Source organism: Chachezhania sediminis, from assembly GCF_009765275.1.
GTDB lineage: Bacteria > Pseudomonadota > Alphaproteobacteria > Rhodobacterales > Rhodobacteraceae > Chachezhania > Chachezhania sediminis.
The window spans coordinates 498,894-518,372 of the sequence record NZ_VOPH01000003.1; the positions used below are offsets into that span (position 1 = coordinate 498,894).

Genomic DNA, 19,479 nt, shown 5'->3' on the forward strand with positions numbered 1-19,479 from the left:
TCCCGCGGGCGCGGAGGGCTGGATGGCCGCGGGAGCAATCCCGAGGAAAGTCCGGACTCCATGAAGCAGCGGTGCCGGGTAACGCCCGGGCGGGGCAACCCGACGGAAAGCGCCACAGAGATGAGACTACCCGCGTCCGCGCGGGAAAAGGTGAAACGGTGGGGTAAGAGCCCACCGCGGCCCCGGCAACGGGGCTGGCATGGCAAGCCCCACCGGGAGCAATGCCGAATAGGACCTCCGCGCCGGCCTTCGGGTCGGCAGGGCCGCTTCAGCCCCGAGAGGTCGGGTTGGCAGCTTGAGGCCGCGCGGCAACGCACGGTCCAGAGGAATGGTCATCCAAGGGGGCGACCCCTGGACAGAATCCGGCTTACAGGCTCTCCGCGCAAGTTCCTTCCCCGGGCCCCGAGATTCCCGGGCCCGCCCTGTTGACTCTGCCCCGGGACTGGGTAAAAGGCGGCTTCACGGAATTCCACGGGCGCCCTTGCAGCCCGTTGCAGGAGAGCAGCCATGGCGAAGCCGACCACCATCAAGATCCGCCTGAACTCGACCGCAGGCACGGGCCACTTCTATGTGACCAAGAAGAACGCACGGACCATGACCGAAAAATTCTCGGTCAAGAAGTACGATCCGGTTGTGCGCAAGCATGTCGAGTACAAGGAAGGCAAGATCAAGTGATCTGACGCGCGGGGGCAAATGTCCCGCGCAGCCTGAACGTATTGGGGCTCCGCCGAGAGGCGCGGGCCCTTTTCGTCTTTTGGGTTTCATTTGCCGATCGCAAGTGGTGCGTGGGGACCGCGCACCCTACGGCCCGGTTTCCGATGCCGTGTGTGGCGGTTGCCGCGAACTGCCTCCGGCGGGAGTATTTTTGAAAAGAAGAAGGCGGGAAGGCGCATCCATCCAGCGCGAGGCGCAAACACGACCTTCTGACTTCTTTGGTCTTCAAATATCTCGGGGGTCGCCCGAAGGGCGATGGGGGGCAGGCCCCCTTGACGCACATACCCAGGCACAACGCCTTTAGGGCGGGGTTCACCCCGCCATGTGCGCAAACGAAAAGGCCGGCCCCGCAGGACCGGCCTTCGCCAATTTCCAAAGATCCGCAGATCAGTCTTGCTGGCCCATGAAGAACAGCAGGAACTGGAACATGTTCAGGAAGTCCAGGTACAGGCTCAGCGCGCCGAAGGTTGCCGACTTGTCCAGCCATTCCTGGTCGCCCATGTGGGCATGCGCGATGTATTCGTTCTTGATACTCTGCGTGTCGAAGGCGGTCAGGCCCGCGAACAGCAGAACGCCGATGATCGAGATCGCGAACATCATTGCCGGCGATTGCAGGAAGATGTTGACGACCATCGCGATGACCAGGCCGATCACGCCCATGACCAGGAAGGTCTGCATGCCCGACAGGTCGCGCTTCGTGGTATAGCCGTAAAGCGACAGGCCCGCGAAGGCGACCGCGGTGACCAGGAAGGTCTGGACGATCGAATACGGCGTGTAGATCAGGAAGATCGAGCTGAGCGACAGGCCGATCAGCACCGCGAAGACGAAGAACGCCAGCTGCGCGCCTGCGGCGGACGCCTTGCGCATCACCGGGCCCATGCCGAAGAACAGGATCGCCAGCGGTGCGAACATGATGACGTATTTCAGCGGCGACATGTAGATCGCCTGACCCAGCGACGACAGATATTCGCCCTGGCGGATCATGATGCCGGTGACGTTCGGGTCCGACGTCACCGCCAGGCCGGCAATGGCCCAAGAGGCCAGCGCCGTGATCAGCATGCCCACGGACATCGTGCCGTAGACCTTGTTCATGTGGGCGCGGAGGCCCTGGTCAATCTGCGCGGACCGTACACCGGCGCCCGTACGGATTGTGTTGTATTCAGCCATGTGAGCTGGTCTCCATAAACCCTGTTTGCCCTGCCGGTTTCCCGACAGCCCTCGTTCGCAAATATCGGGAAGAGCGCCCCGATTTTCAAGCGTTACAAGCAGGTTTAGTGGCGTAGACCTACGAATTCGTGAGGACCGCATTTGCAGGCGCTGCCCGCCGCGACAGGTGCGGCGGCATATGAAAACGCCGGCGCGGTCTTCTGGACCTTGCACCGGCGTCAGTTTCGGACGTTTCCGTCCTTTTCAGTCTGGTCGTCCTGGGCCGGTCCCGCGTCGGGAGTGCAGCCGTCGGGGCCGCTGCCCGGCATCAGCGGGTCCAATGAGCAGGTGCGTCCCAGAAGCTGCGGCTGGCCTCGGCATGGGCTTCGTCGGCATTCAGGCCGACATCTTCCAGCGCGCGGGCGTCGAGTTTCGACAGCGCGTCCCGTTCGCGGCGGACGGTCGACAGGTACATCAGGTGGCTGAAGGGGTTCAGCATCTCGAACCGGGGCATGCGCCGGGTCATGGTCAGGTGTGTCATGATCATTGTCCTTACGTCTGATCGTGATGTATTCAGGCTTGGTCTTCAATTCTGTTGATGTATCTGGGGGATCGTGCTCTATTTTTGAAACGAATGTTTGTGAGTCTTTCCATCAAGGAGCGTGATGTATGCGCAACCTCGATCTGACGACGCTACGATCCTTTGTCGCCGTGGCCGATACCGGCGGTGTGACCCGGGCGGCGGGCTATCTGAACCTGACTCAGTCGGCCGTATCGATGCAGTTGAAACGGCTGGAGGAATTGCTGGGGGTCGACCTGCTGGACCGGACGGGTCGGCAGATCCAGCTGACCTCGGCCGGGGACCAGCTCTTGGGCTATGCCCGCCGCATGGTGGCCCTGAACGACGAGGCGGTGGGGCGCCTGACGGACGAGATCTATGAGGGAGAGATTGTGATCGGCGTGCCGCACGACATCTTCTACCCGGCAATTCCGCGGGTGTTGCAGCAGTTCAACGCCGCCTATCCGCGGATGCGGGTCCAGCTTTTGTCATCCTATTCGGCAGGGCTGAAGCAGGCCTTCCAGCGCGGCGAGTGCAAGATCATCCTGACGACAGAGATGGATGCCCCGCCCGAGGCCGAGACACTGGCCCGCCGGCCGCTGTGCTGGATGGTGGCCCATGATGGCCAGGCCGCCCGGCAGCGGCCGCTGCGGATGGCCTTCAGCCGCCACTGTGCCTTCCGTCCGCAGGCGATCGCGGCGCTGGAGCAGGCGGACATCCCGTGGCAGATGGCGGTCGATACCGAATTCGACCGGGCGGTCGAGGCGACGGTCAGCGCCGACCTGGCGGTGACGGCGATGATCGCGGGCACGCAGCCGCCTCATCTGACCCAGCTGGAAGGAACGGCCCTGCCGGACCTGCCGGTGCAGATGATCAACATGTACGGGGGAGAGACGGTCAGAACCCGTCCGGAGACCGACATGGCCGAAATGCTGCGGCAGAACTTCGGTCATTTCAGCCAGGTGTCATCGCTGAAGGCGGTGGGCTGAGGAGGGGAGGTCGTTCGAACGATGCCCGACCCGGCCGCAGGCCGGGTAGCGGCCGACGCGCCCCCGCCGCCCCCAAAAGAGGGGCGGTCGCCTTGCGACCACCCCGCGGGCCGGCCGCTGCCCTTCCCGCGTCAAAGGGAACGTCCCGCTGGCAGAGGTCGAACGGTTCGGCGGTCCAGCTACGGCCCCGAAAGAAAAGCCCCGGCCGTTGGGGCCGGGGCTCTGATCTAGTTGCCGATCTTGACGACCGGGTTGCGCAATACCCCGATCCCGTCGACGCCGCATTCGATCACGTCGCCGGGCCACATCCATTCCTGCGGATCGCGTCCCGCGCCCACGCCGGACGGCGTGCCGGTGGCGATGATGTCACCCGGTTCCAGTGTGATGCCCGTCGAGATGTCCGAAATCAGCGTCGGGATGTCGAAGAGCAGGAATCTGGTGTTCGACCGCTGTTTTTCCACCCCGTTCTTGGTCAGCCAGAGCGTCAGGTCGTGTGGGTCCGGCACCTCGTCGGCGGTCACGATGGCAGGGCCGAAGGGGCAGAACGTGTCCTGGCCTTTCGAAAAGATCCACTGTCCGGCGCGGCGGTTGTCGCGGGCGGACACGTCATTGATCACCGAATAGCCGAAGACATGGCCCATGGCGTCTTCCTTGGCGATCCGGGTCGCGCGCTTGCCGATGATCACCGCCAGCTCGACCTCCCAATCCAGCTGCTGCGTCATCGCTGCGTTGTGCTGGATGCCTTCGCCGGTGGCGATCACCGCCGTGGGCGGTTTCGAGAAGACGACCGGCTGCTTCGGCAGGTCAGCCGAGGTGTCGAGCGACTTCGCGCTTTCGGCCACGTGTTCGACATAGTTCAGGCCGATGCCGAAGATGTTCTTGCGCGGCCGGGGGATCGGCGCCAGTAGACGTACGTTTTCCTCTGGCATGGCCAGACCCGCGGGGCGGTCGCGGCCTGTGGTTTCCAGCGCGCGGGACAGGGCGGCCAGCGCGTCGGGACCCATGTCGATCAGCTCCAGCATGGTGGCGGGCAGGGGTTCGCCCACGACGGTGCCCAAGCGGGCCACGTCGATCACCTGGCCATTCTCCACGGCGCCCAGCCGGCCTTCGCCGTCCGCGCCTGTCCGATAGGTTACCAGTCTCATAGTCGTTCCTTGTCTTCGTCTCAGGCCGTGGCCGTGATTTCCTGGTTTCCACCGTTTTCGGGATAGGCCTGTTCGCGGTAGAACTTCAGCTTTTCCATCACGGGGAAGTCGTTGACCTGCCACAGGCAGGCATCGTCGTTGTCGGCCAGGTTGCAGTGTTCGTGCCAGGTCCAGGCCGGGACGCAGAAGATGTCCTTCTCCTCCCAGTCGTAGCGCACGCCCCCGATGACCGAGTATCCTTTGCCCCGGGCCACCTGATAGATGACGTTGCCGGTGTGGCGGTGGGCCTTGGTATGTTCTGCGGGGCGCAGCATCTGCATGGCATTGCCCATGGTCGCCATCGGGTCGCCGCCGGTGTTCGGGTTGACGTATTTCAGGATGATCCCGTCGAACGGATCGCCGTCCGAAACGGACGCGAAGTTCTGCAGCCCTTCATAGGTCTTGTCCCACGGATATTTCATCAGCGGCGAATAGAACGCGCCCCACTTTTCCCGCGCAGGCAGCATGCCCGGCGTGCCGTAGGTCGCGGGCGAGGCGTTCCAGGGCAGGTTCGAGCCCTGGAAATTCTCGGGATGGACTTCGTAGAAATTGGCCTCCAGCGCGTTGGTCAGCGGGATGTCCAGCGCGTCCTGCCAGAAGGACACCTCGCCATCCTCGCGCACGCCGTGTTCGTGCCAAGTGCCGTTGGGGGTGATGACGAAATCGCGTGCGTCCAGCGTCAGGCGATGGCCTTCGACGACTGTGAAGGCGTTCTTGCCTTCCATGATGAAGCGCTGGGCCGACGCCGCGTGGTTGTGGGCGGATGCCATTTCACCCGGCCGCATGATCTGGATGCCGGAAAAGAGCCAGCCGCAGGCGGCCGAGACATCCTTGCGCTTGGGGTTCCGCAGGAAGACGACGCGGCGGCCGGCATCTTCGGGCTTCACCAGTTCCAGCGACCGGAAGATCTGTTCGCGCAGCTTCTTGTGGCGCCAGATCACGACGGCGGATTTGGGCGTGGGCTCCCACGGTTCGATGTCGTTCGCCACGGTCCAGAGCGCGCCGGTCTCGTGGCTGGCCAGATCCTCGTAGTAGGCGGCCAGTTCATCGTTGTCGCGCACGCGGGCGCGGCCCAGGATATCGTCGCGGGGGTCGGTGCTTGTATCGGTCATCCGGGTCCTCTCTGTTCTCCCGGCCCCAAGTGGGGCGGTTCGGTGTGCGATTCGGTGCCGGTCCTGCGGGTCGTTGGTCCCAAGTCCTTGAAAGGCCGCCCGGTTTTCACGATCCGCCGCTGCGGGCATCGGCGCACACATCTTCCCATTGACTTATTTTACATATAAAATTAATTTCGTCACAGCTTTTTTCCCGGGGCGGGCAGGGCCGTCGTCGGCCGGGGACGGATGTATCGGAGGGGCGCGCCATGTCGGACGCGGGCGACAGCCGCAGGCAGGACGAGCGGCGCTTCTGGCTTTATGTGCTGGACGTGCATGCCGAGATCTATGGCCGTCTGAACCGGGCCATGAAGGCCGAAACCGATATCAGCGTGACCAAGTTCGATGCGCTGGCGCAGCTTTACCGCTATCCTGACGGGCTGACCATGTCGGCCCTGTCCGAGGCCCTGCGTGTCACGAACGGCAATGTCTCGGGCCTTGTCGCGCGGCTGGAAAAGGACGGCCTGGCGGAACGCACCATGTCGGAGCAGGACCGGCGGTCCTTTACCGCGCGCCTGACGCCGGAAGGCCGGGAGCGGTTCGAAAGGGCGCTGGCAGTCCACGACCGGGTGTTATCGCACTGCCTGGATCCGCTGACGGAGCCGGACCTGGCCGAGGCGCTGGGATCCCTGCGCCGCCTGAACGCCGGGCTGAAGATCACCGGCTGAGTTTGGGCGGGCGCGGGGGGGGGGATCGCGCCCTCGGCGGCCCGCGCGCCCGACCCCGGCGGACCCTTGCGGGACCCGCCGCGCCGTCAGGGGCGCGATGCGACGCGGGCGCGCCGCGGTCGGAACCCGCCGACGGCCGGGGCCGTGCTACCTCAGGATTTCGCGGGTCAGCAGAGGATAGTGGACATTGCCGCCCTCGAAGGCGGGGAAGGAGTTGAAATCCTTCGTCATCTCGGCACGGACCGGGCTTTCCAGCGCCGCCGTCAGGGCCGGGCCGCTGTCGAAGACGACCTTGTTCCTTTGCATGTAGTCGACCCGGGCCCAGGGCAGGAAGCCGATCCAGTCCATGCGCGTGGCGACCTCGATCTCGCGGATGCCGGGGAAGGTCTTCATCACCGCGGTGTGGTGTTCGACGTAATGGTCCAGCCACAGGTTCAGGTCCGCGGCCGTGCCCGGGTAGTGGACCAGGAAGGTGCAGAATTCCCTGTCGCCCCATGCCGTCGGTTCCGGCACGTCGTACTGGCGGATGACCATGCATTGCTGCTGCACCTCGGCGCCCGCGATGCTGGGCAGGGCGTCCGGGGCCGCCAGTGCCTGCATCGGGCCGGTACGGGACAGCGCGGCTTCCATCGCCAGCACGTCGTCGAAATAGAGCTCCAGCCCCAGTTGCGGCGGCTCGTCGTCGTTGGGGTAGTTCTTGCCCACCGTCCGTTCGGCCCGGTAGACGAGCCCGCGCTTCAGGCCGGGGATATCGGCGATCAGGTCGAGCACGCGGGCATGGTCCGCAGGGTCGATATCCTTTCCGGAGGCGGACCGGTCGAAGAAGGTGGCGAAGAAGGCGAAACGCATGGGGGGCTTGTCCTTTGCGGGGGGAAATCAGGCGCCGGAAACCGGCAGGGGGCTGTGGGACAGGATCAGGTCGCACATCCCGTCCGCCAGCTTTTCGAAATCGGGGTCGTCGCCCAGCCGCCGGTTGATCACGAAACCGTCGTAGGCCATGATGATGACCTTCGGCAGCACGGACAACTGGTCAGGGGGCGTTCCGGGCAGGGCGCGGGCCAGAAGACCGGCCAGCCGCTGTTCCGTCCGGGCCAGAAGGTCGGTGGGCTTGCCGGCATCCGGATCGGCCGCGGACAGTGCCTCCATCAGGCTGTTGGCCAGACCGATATTGCGTTCGGGAATGTCCCGCCAGACGCCCAGCAGCAGCGCCCGAAGGCGCGGCCGGGGGGACGACAGACGCGCGATCCGGTCTTCCAGGTCGTCATAGGCCGCCGCCTGCCAGGGTTCGAAGATCTCGTACAGGATGCGGATCTTCGAGTCGAAGTAGGAATAGAAGCTGCCGACGCCCACGCCCGCGCCCTTGGCGATCTGCGCCAGCGTCGTGGCGTGATAGCCGCGTTCGCTGAAGAGATCGCAGGCGCTGTCCAACAGCGCCTGTCGCACGGCTTCCTTCTTGACCTGGACCATGGGCCTGTTCCTTCAGATCGGAATGGTCATCAGGGGCAGCGCGCTGCCCGCGTTGACCAGATCGACCCGCTTGTGCCGGATCAGATAGCTGTCGCCCGCCGGCGCCAGCGTGTGGGTCTGGCGGCCGGCAAAGATCTTTTGTTCGCCCCCCTGCATCGAAATGCAGAGGAAGGCAGAGGCCGCCTTTACCAGCCCGTCCTCGTCCATCGAGACGACAACGTTTGTCACCAGGTGGGTGGTGTAGGGCATGGGCGTCAGGACCAGCGCGCGCGCTTCCAGCAGGCGCTGCACCCGGATCGACAGGATCGCGTGGTCTTCATAGATGATCGAGGCGACGTTCAGCGGATCGGTCTGCCCCCGCTGGCTGGGCATCCAGTAGATGCCGTCCTCCTCGTAAAGGTCCAGCCAGGCCTCGAATTCGCCGGCATCCAGACGGCGGGCCTCTTCGAACAGGAAGTCCTGAACCCGGGCGCGGGTTTCCAGATCGATCATGCGGCCTCTCCCGCCATGAGCGCGGCCCAGGCCTTGAACTGGTTGCGCATCGGCATTTCCGACGCCACGCCGGAAATCTGCCCGCCTTCGCCGGCGGTTTCCGTGTCCAGCCCGCGCGAAAAGTCGACCCAGGGCGACGGGTCCAGATCCAGACCGGCCTGGGTCCTTTCCAGCATCTCGACATCGTCGGAAAAGATCATCGAGGCGGGCGAGGCCAGCGTCGACAGGAAGCGGATCGCGCGGTGAAACATCTCGTCCGGGGCGCCTTTCAGACGGAAGCAATGGACGCGGATGATCGTGGTGTCGTGGCTGAGCGGGACCGTCACCCGCATCTGCTGGTGCTGCGCGTTGAAGACAAGGTTCGGGTAGATGATGTTGTTGAACCGGTCGACCGCCAGCACGGCATCGGCCTTGTCCGGCCCGTGGGCCGCGACCAGCGCGGCCTTGTAGCGGTCAAAGACCGGGTCGGCGGCCTGATGTGCCACCACGCCCTTGCGGTAGAAGTTGGTCATGTAGGTGTGGCCGTTGGCCAGGCCCTTCAGCTGGATCCCTTCCCACTGGTCCTTGCCGAAGCCGTTCGCCTCCAGCATCGTGCGGACCTGGTCCTGATCCATCTTCGACTTGCCGGCCGGTGTCCGCCGTGCCGCCCCCACGGACGAGGCATGGACGAAGGTCGGGTGAAAGATGTCGGCCGCGTTCTCGAGATGCAGCTTCCAGTTGCCCTTGTAGACAAGCGAGAAGCTGGAATCCGCGATCTCCACCTCTCCGTCCGGGGCGCGGTCGATCAGGTTGTCGATGATATCGGTCATCGGGCCGATCTGATCGAGCAGGGGCCGGGGATCGGGGTTCAGCGTGGCGAAGATGAAGCCGCGGTATGTCTCGACATGGGGCACCCGTTCCATGTGGTATTTCGGGTCGGTCATGTCGAAGGACGCGGGATAACTCTCGCGGTGGGGCACGGTTGACAGCGTGCCGTCCGGGTTGAAGGACCACGCGTGATAGGGGCAGTTCAGCAGGCGGGATGTCCCGCTGTCTGTCATGCAGATCCGCGCGCCGCGGTGGGGGCAGCGGTTGTGCAGCACATAGACCTTATCGTCGGTGTGGCGGGTCACGATGACCTCGTACTGCGCCAGCCTTGTGCGGAAAAAGGCGCCCGGTTTTTTCAACTGGCTTTCATGGGCCAGGTAGATCCACTGGCGGCCATAGATCCGTTGCATCTCCAGGTCGAAGATCTGCGGATCGGCATAGGCGCGGCGATGGACGCTGTCGGGGCGGACCATGGCGCGGATCTCTTCGGGGGTCAGGCTGGGATCGGTGTGCATTGGGCTGCCTCCGTCATTTGGGTGGTGGCGTGTCATGTCAGGTCTTTGAATATGTCGTCGAAGGCGGGCGAGGCCTCGAACCCCACGCCCGGGATGTCGGGCAGGCTGACCGTGCCTTGCGTCACCGGCAGATGGGCGGTGATGCGTCCGAAGAGCGATTCGGCCGCCATGCCCTGTTCGGCGCCGCCCAGGCCGCGACCGGCGACCAGCTGCATGCCGAAAAGGTGCCCGGCATGGGGGGCGAACTGCGCGCGTTTCCAGCCATGGGTGGCGTGGTCCGCCAGGATCCGGTCGTATTCGACGATGCCATAGGCGGCCAGGACGTCGAATTGCAGCAGGTCGCGATCAGGGCGCAGTCCGCCATAGCGGCGCAGGTTACGCGCGTCGTCGAAGGAAAACAGGTTCTCGCCCGTGGCAATCGGGATGTCGGTCATCGCCACGACTTCGGCCAGCAGGGCAAAGTCCAGCGCCGTGACGGGTTCCTCCAGCCAGGCAATGGCGTGGCCGTCCAGCACGTCCAGATAGGCGCGGGCGGCGGCCGCGTCGAAGATCCCGTTGGCGTCGAGTGCAAGGGACATGCCGGCGGACAGCGCCGACAGCACGCCTTCGATCCGGGCCATGTCGTCGGGCAGGGACTGGCCACCGATCTTGATCTTGAAGCGGGTGTTGCCCGCATCGATAGCGCGGGCGATGTCGTCCTTCAGCAGGCGCACATCGTCGTTGTGCCGATAGTGACCGCCACTGGCATAGACCGGGATCGCGGGGGTTTCACCGCCCAGAAATTGCCACAGCGGCTGGCCCGCGGCCTTGGCCTTCAGGTCCCAGATCGCGGCGTCGATCAGGCCCACCGCGCCGGACCGTTCGCCATGGCCGCCGAATTTCTCGTTCGCCATGACAATGTTCCAGACGGCGGCCGGGTCGATCCCGTCCGAGAGCGCATAGCTGTCGGGCGAGGCTGCAAGCAGCCGTGGGATGAACCGTTCGCGCAGAAGGCCGCCGTGGCCATAGCGCCCGATGGTGTCGAAGGCATAGCCGATCAGCGGCTTGCCGTCCTTGACCTGGTCTGTGACGACCGCCAGCGCACTGGCGGTCATGGCGTCAAAGTTGATGTTGGCGCTGCGCTCCGCCCCGCCCAGGGCGACGGTACGCTCCCGGACGTCGACGATCCTCATTCTGCGGCGTCGGCCTGGATCCAGTTATGCGCGGCCATGTCGAAGACGATGCCGTTCACGTCCTTGTACTTCTTCTCGGCATCGACGCCGGGATAGGGGGTCAGCTGCATGAAGAACGCGCCGCCGTTTTCCTTGATCCTCGCATCGGCTGCTTCCTCGTCGTCGACGACAAAGCCGATGTGGTGCAGGCCTGCCCAGTCCGGGCCGCCCTTGCCGCCCACGGTGCCTTCGGGGAAGTGCAGCAGCGTCAGGTTCACCACCCCGTCCGACAGCGAGATCGCGTTGCCGATGGGGCTTTCGGCCGAGCCCACACGCTTCAGCTCGAATACGTTTTCATAGAAGGCCGCCGCCTTTTCCAGGTCGGGCACCTGGATGGCCACATGTCGAAGTTTGCCCATGACGCATTTCCCCGTGTCTGAAATTTCCCGGGCCCGTTGACCGGCCCGGTGCGGGGCCGATTCCGGCACGCCCGCCTTGTGGAAATCATTCCCGAACCAGATTCGGTTTTCAATACTGAATGTGATTCTGTTTTTCAGCTTTATTGGGCGGAACCCGGATGCCGGCATGAAAAAACCTGCCTTTCGCAAGGCAGGTTTCGTGGTCCGTGGGCAATCTCCGTCCGGACTTGCCGCGCTATTGCAGCATGCGCGGCAGCCAGGTGATCAGCCCCGGGAAGACCAGGATCAGACCCAGCACCACCAGCTGCAACCCGATGAAGGGGAGAACCGACAGATAGATCTCGCGGATGGAAATCCGTCCGCCCAGAACCCCCTGTATCACGAAGAGCAGGATCCCGAAGGGCGGCGTGCACAGGCCGATTTCCAGCGACACCAGCATCATGAGGCCGAACCACAGCAGGTCGACCTGCAGCGCGTTCAGGATCGGGAAGAAGATCGGAACGGTCAGCATGATGATCGAGGCCGATTCCATGAAGCAGCCCAGCAGGATCAGGATCAGCATCATCATCACCACGATCCAGAATGGCGTCAGCGCGGTGCCGTCGACCACTGCCCGGGTCAGGGCCTGTGTAGCGCCCGAGAACGACATGATCTGCGAGAACGTGCCCGAGCTGCAGATGATGAACAGGATCATGGCCGAGAACTTGGTCGATTCCGTGAAGGAGTCGAACAGCGTCTTCAGCGACAGGCACCGATAGGCCAGGGCCGCGACGATGGACGCCAGAACGCCGATGGCCGCGGCTTCGGTCGGGGTGGCGACCCCGCCCAGGATCGACCCCACCACGGCGGCGAAGATCAGAAGCAGCGGAACCACATCGCGAAGGACGGGGGTCAGGCGTTCGCTCCAGCTCAGATCGACCACGTCGCCGCTGGGGGCCAGGGCCGGGTTCATCCAGCAGCGCAGCGCAATGTAGCCCAGGAAGGCGGCCATCATCATGACGCCGGGAATGATGCCCGACAGCAGCAGCTCGTTGATGGAAATCTTGGCTAGGCTGCCCAGGATCACGGCCAGGGCCGATGGCGGGATCAGGACGGCGATGCCGCCCACGGCCACGGCCGGGCCCACCGACAGGCGGTTGGAATAGCCCAGATCCTGCATCTTCGGCAGCAGCGTCCGGCCGACGACGGCGGCATTTGCGACCGACGAGCCTGACAGGGCCGCAAAGGACGTACCGCCCAGCACGGCCACGATGGACAGCCGGCCCGGAACCTTGGCGATCAGCTTGTCGATGGCCTCGATCGACCGGCCAGCCATGCCGGTCTGCAACATGATCTCGCCCATCAGGACGAAAAGCGGCACCGGCGCCAGGGCATAGTTGCCCACCGATGGGCGCAGGTTGCGGATCATCTGCAGGATGCCGATTTCACCGCCCAGATAGAATATTGCCCCCAGCAGGTTGGCGGTCATGAAGGCCATCACCACCGGCAGGCCCAGCAAGATCATGAACAGCACGCCGCCGAACATGACGAGGAGCACGAGAACCCAAGGCTCCATGATCAGATTCCTTCGATCGGCGCTGTGGGAAGGCCGTTATGGGCCACATCGACGGCGTCGCGGATGAAGCCCACGACCAGCATCGTCAGGACGACGGGGGCCTGCCACTGCACCCACCATTCGGGGATGATCAGGTCGCCATAGATCAGTTCCTGCCGTCCATAGGCGGTCATGAAGTTCTGCCAGGCGTAATAGGCCAGGATCCCGGCGACGACGGCGCTGATGGCGTCGGCGATGACGATCATCACCGGGCGCCACGCGGCGGGGACCGATTCGATCACGATAAGCACCCGGACATGTCCGTTGTGCTTGAGCACCCAGGGCGCGGCCAGAAGCGCGATGCCATAGATGGAGTATTCGGTGAATTCGATCAGGCCGCGCATGGTGCCCATGCCCAGCGATCGCGCGATCGCCTCGAGCCCGATCCACAGCGTGATCATCGCGAGCAGAATGACCGCGATCCCCGCCAGCACTGCCGAGAGCCCGTCATAGACGGCTCCCAGCACCCGTGTCACATATGTCATTCTGTGCGTCCGGTCCGGATTATTTCTGGAACACGGCGCGCAGTTTGGCGGTCTTATCGGCGTCGATCTTCGCCAGCTCTTCCCAGTAGATGTCGGCCGCGCGCTTGGACAGGTCTGCACCGCCGTCGAACGACTGAACGCCTGCCTTGTCCTGCTGCTCGCGATAATAATCGCCCTTTGCGGCCTGGAATTCCGGGGCGGCGACATCGAACCACGCGATGGTGTCGTCGATCACCTTCTTCTCTTCCGGGGTCAGGCTGTCATAGGTCTTGCCGTTCATCAGGATGTTGATCGTCACGTTGTAAAAGCCGGGGTCGATCCGCTGCTTGGTGAACTTGTCCCAGCCCAGATCCTCGATCCCCCATGCTGGCCAACCGTAGCCGAAGACCACCCCGCGCTCTAGCGCGGTATAGGCTTCGGGAACCGAGATGTCGGCATTGGTCAGGCCGAGCGAGCTGAAGAACTCGTGGAAGATCGGCGAGGAGCGCACGCGCTTGCCCTTCAGATCGTCCATGCTGGTGATCGTGTTGGCGGTGTAGAGGTGGAAGGGGATGCCGTCGCCATAGGTGGCCAGCATGACGGTGCCCATCTGTTCCTTCACCATGTCGGCCATCATCTGATAGCCGCCCGAGGCCTTCTGTTCGGCCACGGTCATGTCCGAGATGTCCTGGGCGTTGCCCAGCGGGACCATCTGCTTGTAGAGGCCCGGCGGAATGGCACCCATGTCCAGCAGACCGCTGCGCAGCGCGTTGGCCTGTTCCACGGCCGGGATCGCGTCGGGGCCGACCAGGTTGATCTGCAGGACACCCTTGCCGATCTCGTTCACATGGTCAGAGAACATGACCATCGGTTCGGCGAAAACGGACTGAAGTGGCAGGAACGACGCCGCGCGCAGCGTGCGCTCGGCCAGGGCCTCGACTGGGGCCAGGGCAGTGGTGGCCAGGGCCGCAAGGGCAAAGAGGGCAGTTTTGGAGCGGGTCATGTCAGTCCTTCCATCGCAGGGGTTAGTGGGACATGACTCGAAGCCTTGCACGACTTATTTTAAACGTAAAGGAAATCGACGACCCGGTACAAATTATGCATGTATCTGCATGCAAATTGCGCAAAACTTGACGTCATGACCGAGAAACTTTGCGCAAGCGGGATGCATTGGTCAATGAAAATGCAAAGAAATGCGGCAGTCGCCCTGGAAGCTCTCTTTAAGGTTGCTGAATACAGCGGCGCAGATTGACGGATTTTCGAGGGAGTTCTCTGCTGGATGGTGGGGGCGCTTCAGGCCTTCGGGCCGTGGATCATGTCCAGCGCCAGATCGGCCAGAAGGCCGCCGGGACGGGCCAGGGTCAGGCTGACCTCGAAATGATCGAGGTCCGTCGCCACGTGCAGGGGCTGGTCTAGCGCTGCCGCCAGGTCCCGGGACTGGCGAAAGAAGTCGGGGCTTTCCCTTTCGCCTGCCGCCAGCACGACCGGGCAGCCCAGCCGGTCCAGGTTGCGGGTTGGGCTGTAGTCCCGAACCATCTCGGGCGTCAGGTGCATATAGCTGTTGCGAGCGCTCAGCCGGACCGGCTCCAGATCATAGCCGCCACTGCACAGAAGCGCGCCCTTGATCACGTCGGTGGGCAGGCCATGGGCGCATGCCCAGTCCGTCGTCACGGCACAGCCCGCCATATGCGCGCCCGAGGAATGGCCGGCAATGTAGATCCGGTCCGGATCGCCGCAAAACCGGTGCGCATTGGCATGGACCCAGGCCACCGCCCGGCGCAGCTGGCCGATCATCGTGGGCATGTCCACGCCCGGCATGACGGAAAAGTCCACCGCGCCGTATGTAATACCATTTCGAACCATATACTCTGCAGCGTATCCGCCGTGCCTCCGGTCCAGCCCGCGCCATGCGCCGCCATGGATGAACAGCAGGACGGGCGACCCGGCCTTGGCGGCGGGAAAAATGTCGATCTTCTCGACCTCTCCCTGGCCATAGCTACCCAGCACGGGTTCGCCCACGGCCGTGCGGGCCGCAGCGGACATTTCCAGATACTGTTCGGAATATGCCGCCGGGGGACATTTCGACCATTGGCTCTGGTCGTACTGGCGATCCAGTTCTGCCTGGGAATATCCAAGGAATACGGCATCGCCCGTTTCTGAACCCACGTCTGACCCCACCTCTTGATGCTCCGGTCAAGGCAAATGCCTTAGGTATTTAGCTAATAGATATAAAGCTAACGGTTGGCCGGGCGTCAATCGGCAGGGCAGGGGGTGCGGCGCGGTGGCAGGTCGCGTGTACGCCGCAGGCCGGCCAGGCACCCTGTCAGGCCGGGCGCTGCCCTTTCGACACGGAGCAACGGATGGCGCCGAGCTTGGCTTAGACGATGTTGCTTTTCCAGCCCCGGTGCGGGACAGGTCAGGTCAACCGATCTTGAGCCGACGACAGTGTCGCTCGGACTTGTTGTCCATATCGGTGATAGGGATTCAGTTCGGGAATCCGCAAGGTTACTGCTTTTTTGCGATGAAACACTCGACACTGTGCTGACCGCGATAGAGTTTGCTCTCGGTATGGGTCAGCCCGCCCAGCACCGCTGAATCCAGATTGAAGCCGCCACTTAGACAATCTGCCGCCTCTGCTTCATGCCCGGGCATGCTCAATCCGGCACGGATCGTCGAAACGAATGAGACGATATTGGTATTGGTTCGCCCTCATCTGATTTGGTTTCTTGTGGTGACACACGGAAACGCGAAATTGAGACGGAACAGACCTTGGATTTTGAACTCCCTGAACATGCATCGGCATTGATCGAAACCACGCGGAAGATGGTCAGGGACCTGATGCCGCACGAACCCGAATTTCAGAAGACCGGAAAGGTGCCCGAAGCGGTCGGGAAGGTTTTCCGCGACAACGGGTTCTTTTCGCTGGCCTTTCGCGAAGAGAACGGCGGCATGGGCCTTGGGATGCTTGAAATCTGTTGCATCCAGGCCGAGCTTGCCCATCTGCCGGTACAATTCTGGGCGGATGTGAAATCCTCGCAAGGTCCGCAGACCAAGATCATCGAGGATTTCGGCACCCAGGCGCAACGGCAGGCGACCTTGCCAAAGGTCATCGCGGGCGATCTGGTCATGGCGTTCTGCCTGTCGGAGCCGCATTGCGGATCGGACGTTTCGGCGATCCGCACGCACGCCGAGCGCTCGGGCGACGGCTGGCGTCTGAACGGCTACAAGACCTATGTTTCGAACGGGATCAAGGCGGGGCAGGCGGTCGTCGCGGCCTATACCGACCGGAGCAAGGGCGCCAAGGACGGAATTTCGCTGTTTCTCGTGCCCGCCGATGCGCCGGGCTACAAGTTGGCGGGGATCCTGGAACTGATGGGGCACCATACGCCGGGGGTCGCGGAGCTGGCCTTTGACGATGTCGAGCTTCCGGCAGATGCGCTGATCGGGGAAGAGGGCAAGGGGCTGTCCTATGTCATGCATGGGCTGAACGCCGGGCGGCTGGCCATCGCGGGCACGTCGCTTGGCATGGGAGAAATGGCGCTGGAGGAGGCGCGGAACTATGCGCGTGAGCGGCCCGCCTTTGGCGGCACCCTATCGGATTTCCAGGCCGTGCAGCACATGCTGGCCGACATGGCGACCGAGATGCGCGCCGCGCGGCTTCTGATGCTCGATGCCGCCTGGCGCTATGACCAGGGCGATGTAAGCCGGTCGCTCTGTGCCATGGCCAAACTGTTCTGTAGCGAGGCAGCCGGCAGGACGGTGGACACGGCGCTCCAGGTTTTCGGCGGCGCGGGATATGTGCGCGGCCAGCGGGTCGAACGGCTCTATCGGGACGTGCGGGTGACACGGATCTACGAAGGCGCGAGCGAAATTCAGAAGAACACCATCGCGCGCGAAATGTTGCGCGACTGACACCGGGGCCCGGGATGCTTGAGATACGAACCCTTCACGACCTGCGCGACCATGTCGGCGCGACGCTCACGCCCAGCGATTGGGTCGAGGTGACGCAGGACACGATCGACAGGTTTGCCGAACTGACACTCGACGACAACTGGTATCACGTCGACATCGAACGCGCCTCCCGCGAATTGCCGGACGGCAAGACCATCGCACACGGGCTTTATACGTTGGCGCTGGTGCCCGGCCTGTCAAAGCAGATTTTTCGCATGTCGGCCCATGGGCGCGCGTTCAACTATGGCTACGACAAGGTGCGCTATCCCGCGCCTGTGCCTGTGGGGTCGCGGCTGCGCCTGCACATGACCGTGGACGAGGTGAATGAGGAACGCGGCGGGCTGATGATCCGCCGCACGTTCCTGATGGAACTGGCGGGGTCCGAGGCCCCGGCACTGGTCGCCGTGGCGCGCACCTTGGCGCTTTGATCAGGGTCAGGTCGCTTTATTGGTTGAAAGGTATGACCATTGATATTATCACAGGCGCCGAGTCCAAGTGCAGGAAAGGAAGTCTGCGATGAAGGTCTTGGTGCCTGTGAAGCGCGTGATCGACTACAACGTTAAGGCCAAGGTTAAGGCCGACGGCTCGGGTGTCGATCTCGCGAACGTTAAGATGTCGATGAACCCGTTCGACGAAATTGCCGTGGAAGAGGCGATCCGCCTGAAAGAGGCCGGCACGGCGGAAGAAGTGATCGTTGTGTCGGTCGGCGTGAAGCAGGCTCAGGAAACGCTGCGCACGGCGCTGGCGATGGGGGCAGACCGGGCCATTCTCGTGGTCGCGGCGGATGACGTTCACAACGACATCGAACCGCTGGCGGTCGCCAAGATCCTCAAGGCGATCGTGGACGAAGAGCAGCCCAAGCTGGTGATTGCCGGCAAGCAGGCGATCGACAACGACATGAACGCGGCCGGCCAGATGCTGGCTGCCCTTCTGGGCTGGGGCCAGGCGACCTTTGCCTCGGAGCTGACCCTGGACGGCGACGCAGCCACCGTGACGCGCGAAGTCGACGGCGGTCTGCAGACGATCACCGTAGGCCTGCCTGCCATCGTCACCGCCGACCTGCGCCTGAACGAGCCGCGCTATGCGTCGCTGCCCAACATCATGAAGGCCAAAAAGAAGCCCTTGGACGAGAAGACCGCCGCCGATTACGGCGTCGACGTGTCGCCCCGCCTCGAAGTGGTCAAGACCACCGAGCCGCCGGTGCGCAGCGCGGGCATCATGGTCGAGAGCGTCGATGAGCTCGTGTCGAAACTCAAAGAGAAGGGGGTCGTATAATGGCTGTTCTGCTTCTTGCCGAAGTCAATTCGGGCGAATTGGCGCTGGACGCCACTGCAAAAGCGGTCTCTGCCGCCAAACCGCTGGGAGACGTTACCGTGCTCTGCGCCGGGGCCTCTGCCGCTGCCGCAGGTGAAGCCGCGTCGAAGATCGACGGTGTGGCCAAGGTGCTGGTCGCCGAGGGCGACAGCCTGGGCCATCGTCTGGCCGAGGTGACCGCGGACCTCATCGTCTCGCTCGCAGGGGATTACTCGCACATCTGCGCGCCGGCAACGACGGACGCAAAGAACATCATGCCGCGGGTCGCCGCGCTCCTGGATGTGATGGTGATTTCCGATGCCTCCGCGGTTCTGGATGCCGAAACGTTCGAGCGCCCGGTTTATGCCGGCAATGCCATCCAGACCGTAAAGTCCAAGGATGAAAAGAAGGTCATTACCTTCCGAACCTCAACCTTCGACGCGGCGGGCGATGGCGGGTCCGCGCGCGTCGACACCATCGACGTCCCGGCGGCGAGCGGTTTGTCCGAGTGGGTCGAAGACAAGGTCGCCGAAAGCGACCGCCCGGAACTCACCTCGGCGGGTATCGTCGTCTCGGGCGGGCGCGGTGTCGGCTCGCAAGAGGACTTTGCGCTGATCGAGCAACTGGCGGACAAGCTGGGCGCCGCCGTCGGCGCCTCGCGCGCGGCGGTCGATTCGGGCTATGCGCCGAACGACTGGCAGGTGGGGCAGACCGGCAAGGTCGTGGCGCCTGAGCTTTACGTGGCCGTCGGCATCTCTGGCGCGATCCAGCACCTGGCGGGGATGAAGGACAGCAAGATCATCGTCGCGATCAACAAGGACGAAGAAGCCCCGATCTTTCAGGTCGCCGACTTCGGCCTCGTCGGCGACCTCTTCACGGTCGTGCCGGACCTGATCGAGAAGCTGTGAGGAGGGT

At 63.7% G+C, this 19,479-nt stretch carries 22 protein-coding genes and 1 other RNA gene; 8 read left to right on the forward strand and 15 right to left on the reverse strand.

Annotated elements, in window-relative coordinates; translation table 11 throughout:
• The first annotated feature begins 10 nt into the window (after positions 1-10).
• Both rnpB and rpmG read left to right on the forward strand, forming a co-directional pair.
• Positions 11-386: RNase P RNA component class A (gene rnpB / locus FQK05_RS11785), an RNA gene on the forward strand.
• 121 nt (positions 387-507) lie between these two features.
• A complete protein-coding gene (gene rpmG / locus FQK05_RS11790) occupies positions 508-675 on the forward strand; it encodes a 50S ribosomal protein L33 (protein WP_158966933.1) in 168 nt (55 codons plus the stop codon).
• Between the two features lie 426 nt (positions 676-1,101).
• On the opposite strand, the gene FQK05_RS11795 is transcribed toward rpmG, so the two are convergent.
• Both FQK05_RS11795 and FQK05_RS11800 read right to left on the reverse strand, forming a co-directional pair.
• The gene (locus FQK05_RS11795; protein WP_158966934.1) at positions 1,102-1,881 is read right to left on the reverse strand and encodes a Bax inhibitor-1/YccA family protein; all 780 of its coding nucleotides are present in this window, start codon (positions 1,879-1,881) and stop codon (positions 1,102-1,104) included.
• A 307-nt stretch (positions 1,882-2,188) separates the two neighbouring features.
• Positions 2,189-2,401, reverse strand: a complete 213-nt coding sequence (locus FQK05_RS11800) for a DUF1127 domain-containing protein (RefSeq protein ID WP_158966935.1) — start codon at positions 2,399-2,401, stop codon at positions 2,189-2,191.
• Between the two features lie 128 nt (positions 2,402-2,529).
• On the opposite strand from FQK05_RS11800, the gene FQK05_RS11805 reads away from it, so the two are divergent.
• Entirely contained in the window at positions 2,530-3,408 is an 879-nt protein-coding gene (locus FQK05_RS11805) for a LysR family transcriptional regulator (protein ID WP_158966936.1), read from the forward strand.
• Between the two features lie 227 nt (positions 3,409-3,635).
• Here the strand turns inward: FQK05_RS11805 and FQK05_RS11810 are convergent, their stop codons facing one another.
• Both FQK05_RS11810 and FQK05_RS11815 read right to left on the reverse strand, forming a co-directional pair.
• Positions 3,636-4,553, reverse strand: coding sequence for a fumarylacetoacetate hydrolase family protein (locus FQK05_RS11810; protein ID WP_158966938.1), 918 nt, complete (start codon positions 4,551-4,553; stop codon positions 3,636-3,638).
• A gap of 20 nt (positions 4,554-4,573) precedes the next feature.
• Positions 4,574-5,704 carry a cupin domain-containing protein gene (locus FQK05_RS11815; protein ID WP_158966940.1) on the reverse strand — a complete coding sequence of 377 codons (1,131 nt, stop codon included), beginning with the start codon at positions 5,702-5,704 and terminating at the stop codon, positions 4,574-4,576.
• 248 nt (positions 5,705-5,952) lie between these two features.
• Between FQK05_RS11815 and FQK05_RS11820 the strand changes: the two genes are divergently transcribed.
• Positions 5,953-6,411, forward strand: a complete 459-nt coding sequence (locus FQK05_RS11820; protein WP_158966942.1) for a MarR family winged helix-turn-helix transcriptional regulator — start codon at positions 5,953-5,955, stop codon at positions 6,409-6,411.
• Positions 6,412-6,558: 147 nt separating this feature from the next.
• Here FQK05_RS11820 and FQK05_RS11825 read toward each other — a convergent pair whose 3' ends face one another.
• The 11 genes from FQK05_RS11825 to FQK05_RS26510 form a co-directional block, all read right to left on the reverse strand.
• Positions 6,559-7,260, reverse strand: a complete 702-nt coding sequence (locus tag FQK05_RS11825; RefSeq protein ID WP_158966944.1) for a hypothetical protein — start codon at positions 7,258-7,260, stop codon at positions 6,559-6,561.
• Positions 7,261-7,287: 27 nt separating this feature from the next.
• Positions 7,288-7,878: a TetR/AcrR family transcriptional regulator gene (locus tag FQK05_RS11830; protein WP_158966946.1), complete on the reverse strand. Its 591-nt coding sequence runs from the start codon at positions 7,876-7,878 to the stop codon at positions 7,288-7,290.
• A gap of 12 nt (positions 7,879-7,890) precedes the next feature.
• Entirely contained in the window at positions 7,891-8,370 is a 480-nt protein-coding gene (locus FQK05_RS11835; RefSeq protein WP_158966948.1) for an aromatic-ring-hydroxylating dioxygenase subunit beta, read from the reverse strand.
• The gene (locus FQK05_RS11840; RefSeq protein ID WP_158966950.1) at positions 8,367-9,692 is read right to left on the reverse strand and encodes an aromatic ring-hydroxylating oxygenase subunit alpha; all 1,326 of its coding nucleotides are present in this window, start codon (positions 9,690-9,692) and stop codon (positions 8,367-8,369) included. Before FQK05_RS11840 ends, FQK05_RS11835 begins: the two co-directional genes overlap by 4 nt.
• A 32-nt stretch (positions 9,693-9,724) precedes the next feature.
• Positions 9,725-10,864 (reverse strand): enolase C-terminal domain-like protein, encoded by a 1,140-nt coding sequence (locus FQK05_RS11845; RefSeq protein ID WP_158966952.1) that lies wholly within the window; start codon positions 10,862-10,864, stop codon positions 9,725-9,727.
• On the reverse strand, positions 10,861-11,262 hold the full coding sequence (locus FQK05_RS11850) for a VOC family protein (RefSeq protein WP_158966954.1): 402 nt from the start codon (positions 11,260-11,262) through the stop codon (positions 10,861-10,863). Before FQK05_RS11850 ends, FQK05_RS11845 begins: the two co-directional genes overlap by 4 nt.
• 235 nt (positions 11,263-11,497) lie before the next feature.
• Positions 11,498-12,817 (reverse strand): TRAP transporter large permease, encoded by a 1,320-nt coding sequence (locus FQK05_RS11855; RefSeq protein WP_158966956.1) that lies wholly within the window; start codon positions 12,815-12,817, stop codon positions 11,498-11,500.
• A gap of 2 nt (positions 12,818-12,819) precedes the next feature.
• Positions 12,820-13,341 carry a TRAP transporter small permease gene (locus FQK05_RS11860; protein WP_158966958.1) on the reverse strand — a complete coding sequence of 174 codons (522 nt, stop codon included), beginning with the start codon at positions 13,339-13,341 and terminating at the stop codon, positions 12,820-12,822.
• A 19-nt stretch (positions 13,342-13,360) separates the two neighbouring features.
• Positions 13,361-14,323, reverse strand: coding sequence for a TRAP transporter substrate-binding protein DctP (gene dctP, locus FQK05_RS11865; RefSeq protein WP_158966959.1), 963 nt, complete (start codon positions 14,321-14,323; stop codon positions 13,361-13,363).
• Between the two features lie 290 nt (positions 14,324-14,613).
• On the reverse strand, positions 14,614-15,486 hold the full coding sequence (locus FQK05_RS11870) for an alpha/beta hydrolase (protein ID WP_158966961.1): 873 nt from the start codon (positions 15,484-15,486) through the stop codon (positions 14,614-14,616).
• 339 nt (positions 15,487-15,825) lie between these two features.
• Positions 15,826-15,972, reverse strand: a complete 147-nt coding sequence (locus FQK05_RS26510; RefSeq protein WP_158966963.1) for a nucleotide-binding domain-containing protein — start codon at positions 15,970-15,972, stop codon at positions 15,826-15,828.
• 117 nt (positions 15,973-16,089) lie between these two features.
• On the opposite strand from FQK05_RS26510, the gene FQK05_RS11880 reads away from it, so the two are divergent.
• The 4 genes from FQK05_RS11880 (at position 16,090) to FQK05_RS11895 (ending at position 19,472) form a co-directional block, all read left to right on the forward strand.
• Positions 16,090-17,232, forward strand: a complete 1,143-nt coding sequence (locus FQK05_RS11880) for an acyl-CoA dehydrogenase family protein (RefSeq protein ID WP_158966965.1) — start codon at positions 16,090-16,092, stop codon at positions 17,230-17,232.
• Between the two features lie 14 nt (positions 17,233-17,246).
• Positions 17,247-17,699 carry a MaoC family dehydratase gene (locus FQK05_RS11885; RefSeq protein WP_158966967.1) on the forward strand — a complete coding sequence of 151 codons (453 nt, stop codon included), beginning with the start codon at positions 17,247-17,249 and terminating at the stop codon, positions 17,697-17,699.
• An 88-nt stretch (positions 17,700-17,787) separates the two neighbouring features.
• On the forward strand, positions 17,788-18,546 hold the full coding sequence (locus tag FQK05_RS11890) for an electron transfer flavoprotein subunit beta/FixA family protein (protein ID WP_158966969.1): 759 nt from the start codon (positions 17,788-17,790) through the stop codon (positions 18,544-18,546).
• The gene (locus tag FQK05_RS11895; RefSeq protein ID WP_158966971.1) at positions 18,546-19,472 is read left to right on the forward strand and encodes an electron transfer flavoprotein subunit alpha/FixB family protein; all 927 of its coding nucleotides are present in this window, start codon (positions 18,546-18,548) and stop codon (positions 19,470-19,472) included. The genes FQK05_RS11890 and FQK05_RS11895 overlap by 1 nt, the downstream gene beginning before the upstream one ends.
• Positions 19,473-19,479: the final 7 nt, after the last annotated feature.

What these genes read in the sequence shown, in the direction of transcription:
- FQK05_RS11860 (WP_158966958.1), bottom strand. Translation starts at nt 13,341, where the DNA reads ATGACATATGTGACACGGGTGCTGGGAGCCGTCTATGACGGGCTCTCG.
- FQK05_RS11890 (WP_158966969.1), top strand. Translation starts at nt 17,788, where the DNA reads ATGAAGGTCTTGGTGCCTGTGAAGCGCGTGATCGACTACAACGTTAAG.
- rpmG (WP_158966933.1), top strand. Translation starts at nt 508, where the DNA reads ATGGCGAAGCCGACCACCATCAAGATCCGCCTGAACTCGACCGCAGGC.
- FQK05_RS11800 (WP_158966935.1), bottom strand. Translation starts at nt 2,401, where the DNA reads ATGACACACCTGACCATGACCCGGCGCATGCCCCGGTTCGAGATGCTG.
- FQK05_RS11810 (WP_158966938.1), bottom strand. Translation starts at nt 4,553, where the DNA reads ATGAGACTGGTAACCTATCGGACAGGCGCGGACGGCGAAGGCCGGCTG.
- FQK05_RS11855 (WP_158966956.1), bottom strand. Translation starts at nt 12,817, where the DNA reads ATGGAGCCTTGGGTTCTCGTGCTCCTCGTCATGTTCGGCGGCGTGCTG.
- FQK05_RS11850 (WP_158966954.1), bottom strand. Translation starts at nt 11,262, where the DNA reads ATGGGCAAACTTCGACATGTGGCCATCCAGGTGCCCGACCTGGAAAAG.
- FQK05_RS11835 (WP_158966948.1), bottom strand. Translation starts at nt 8,370, where the DNA reads ATGATCGATCTGGAAACCCGCGCCCGGGTTCAGGACTTCCTGTTCGAA.
- FQK05_RS11895 (WP_158966971.1), top strand. Translation starts at nt 18,546, where the DNA reads ATGGCTGTTCTGCTTCTTGCCGAAGTCAATTCGGGCGAATTGGCGCTG.
- FQK05_RS11885 (WP_158966967.1), top strand. Translation starts at nt 17,247, where the DNA reads ATGCTTGAGATACGAACCCTTCACGACCTGCGCGACCATGTCGGCGCG.
- FQK05_RS11805 (WP_158966936.1), top strand. Translation starts at nt 2,530, where the DNA reads ATGCGCAACCTCGATCTGACGACGCTACGATCCTTTGTCGCCGTGGCC.
- FQK05_RS11840 (WP_158966950.1), bottom strand. Translation starts at nt 9,692, where the DNA reads ATGCACACCGATCCCAGCCTGACCCCCGAAGAGATCCGCGCCATGGTC.
- FQK05_RS11795 (WP_158966934.1), bottom strand. Translation starts at nt 1,881, where the DNA reads ATGGCTGAATACAACACAATCCGTACGGGCGCCGGTGTACGGTCCGCG.
- FQK05_RS11815 (WP_158966940.1), bottom strand. Translation starts at nt 5,704, where the DNA reads ATGACCGATACAAGCACCGACCCCCGCGACGATATCCTGGGCCGCGCC.
- FQK05_RS11825 (WP_158966944.1), bottom strand. Translation starts at nt 7,260, where the DNA reads ATGCGTTTCGCCTTCTTCGCCACCTTCTTCGACCGGTCCGCCTCCGGA.
- FQK05_RS11845 (WP_158966952.1), bottom strand. Translation starts at nt 10,864, where the DNA reads ATGAGGATCGTCGACGTCCGGGAGCGTACCGTCGCCCTGGGCGGGGCG.
- dctP (WP_158966959.1), bottom strand. Translation starts at nt 14,323, where the DNA reads ATGACCCGCTCCAAAACTGCCCTCTTTGCCCTTGCGGCCCTGGCCACC.
- FQK05_RS26510 (WP_158966963.1), bottom strand. Translation starts at nt 15,972, where the DNA reads ATGCCCGGGCATGAAGCAGAGGCGGCAGATTGTCTAAGTGGCGGCTTC.
- FQK05_RS11830 (WP_158966946.1), bottom strand. Translation starts at nt 7,878, where the DNA reads ATGGTCCAGGTCAAGAAGGAAGCCGTGCGACAGGCGCTGTTGGACAGC.
- FQK05_RS11820 (WP_158966942.1), top strand. Translation starts at nt 5,953, where the DNA reads ATGTCGGACGCGGGCGACAGCCGCAGGCAGGACGAGCGGCGCTTCTGG.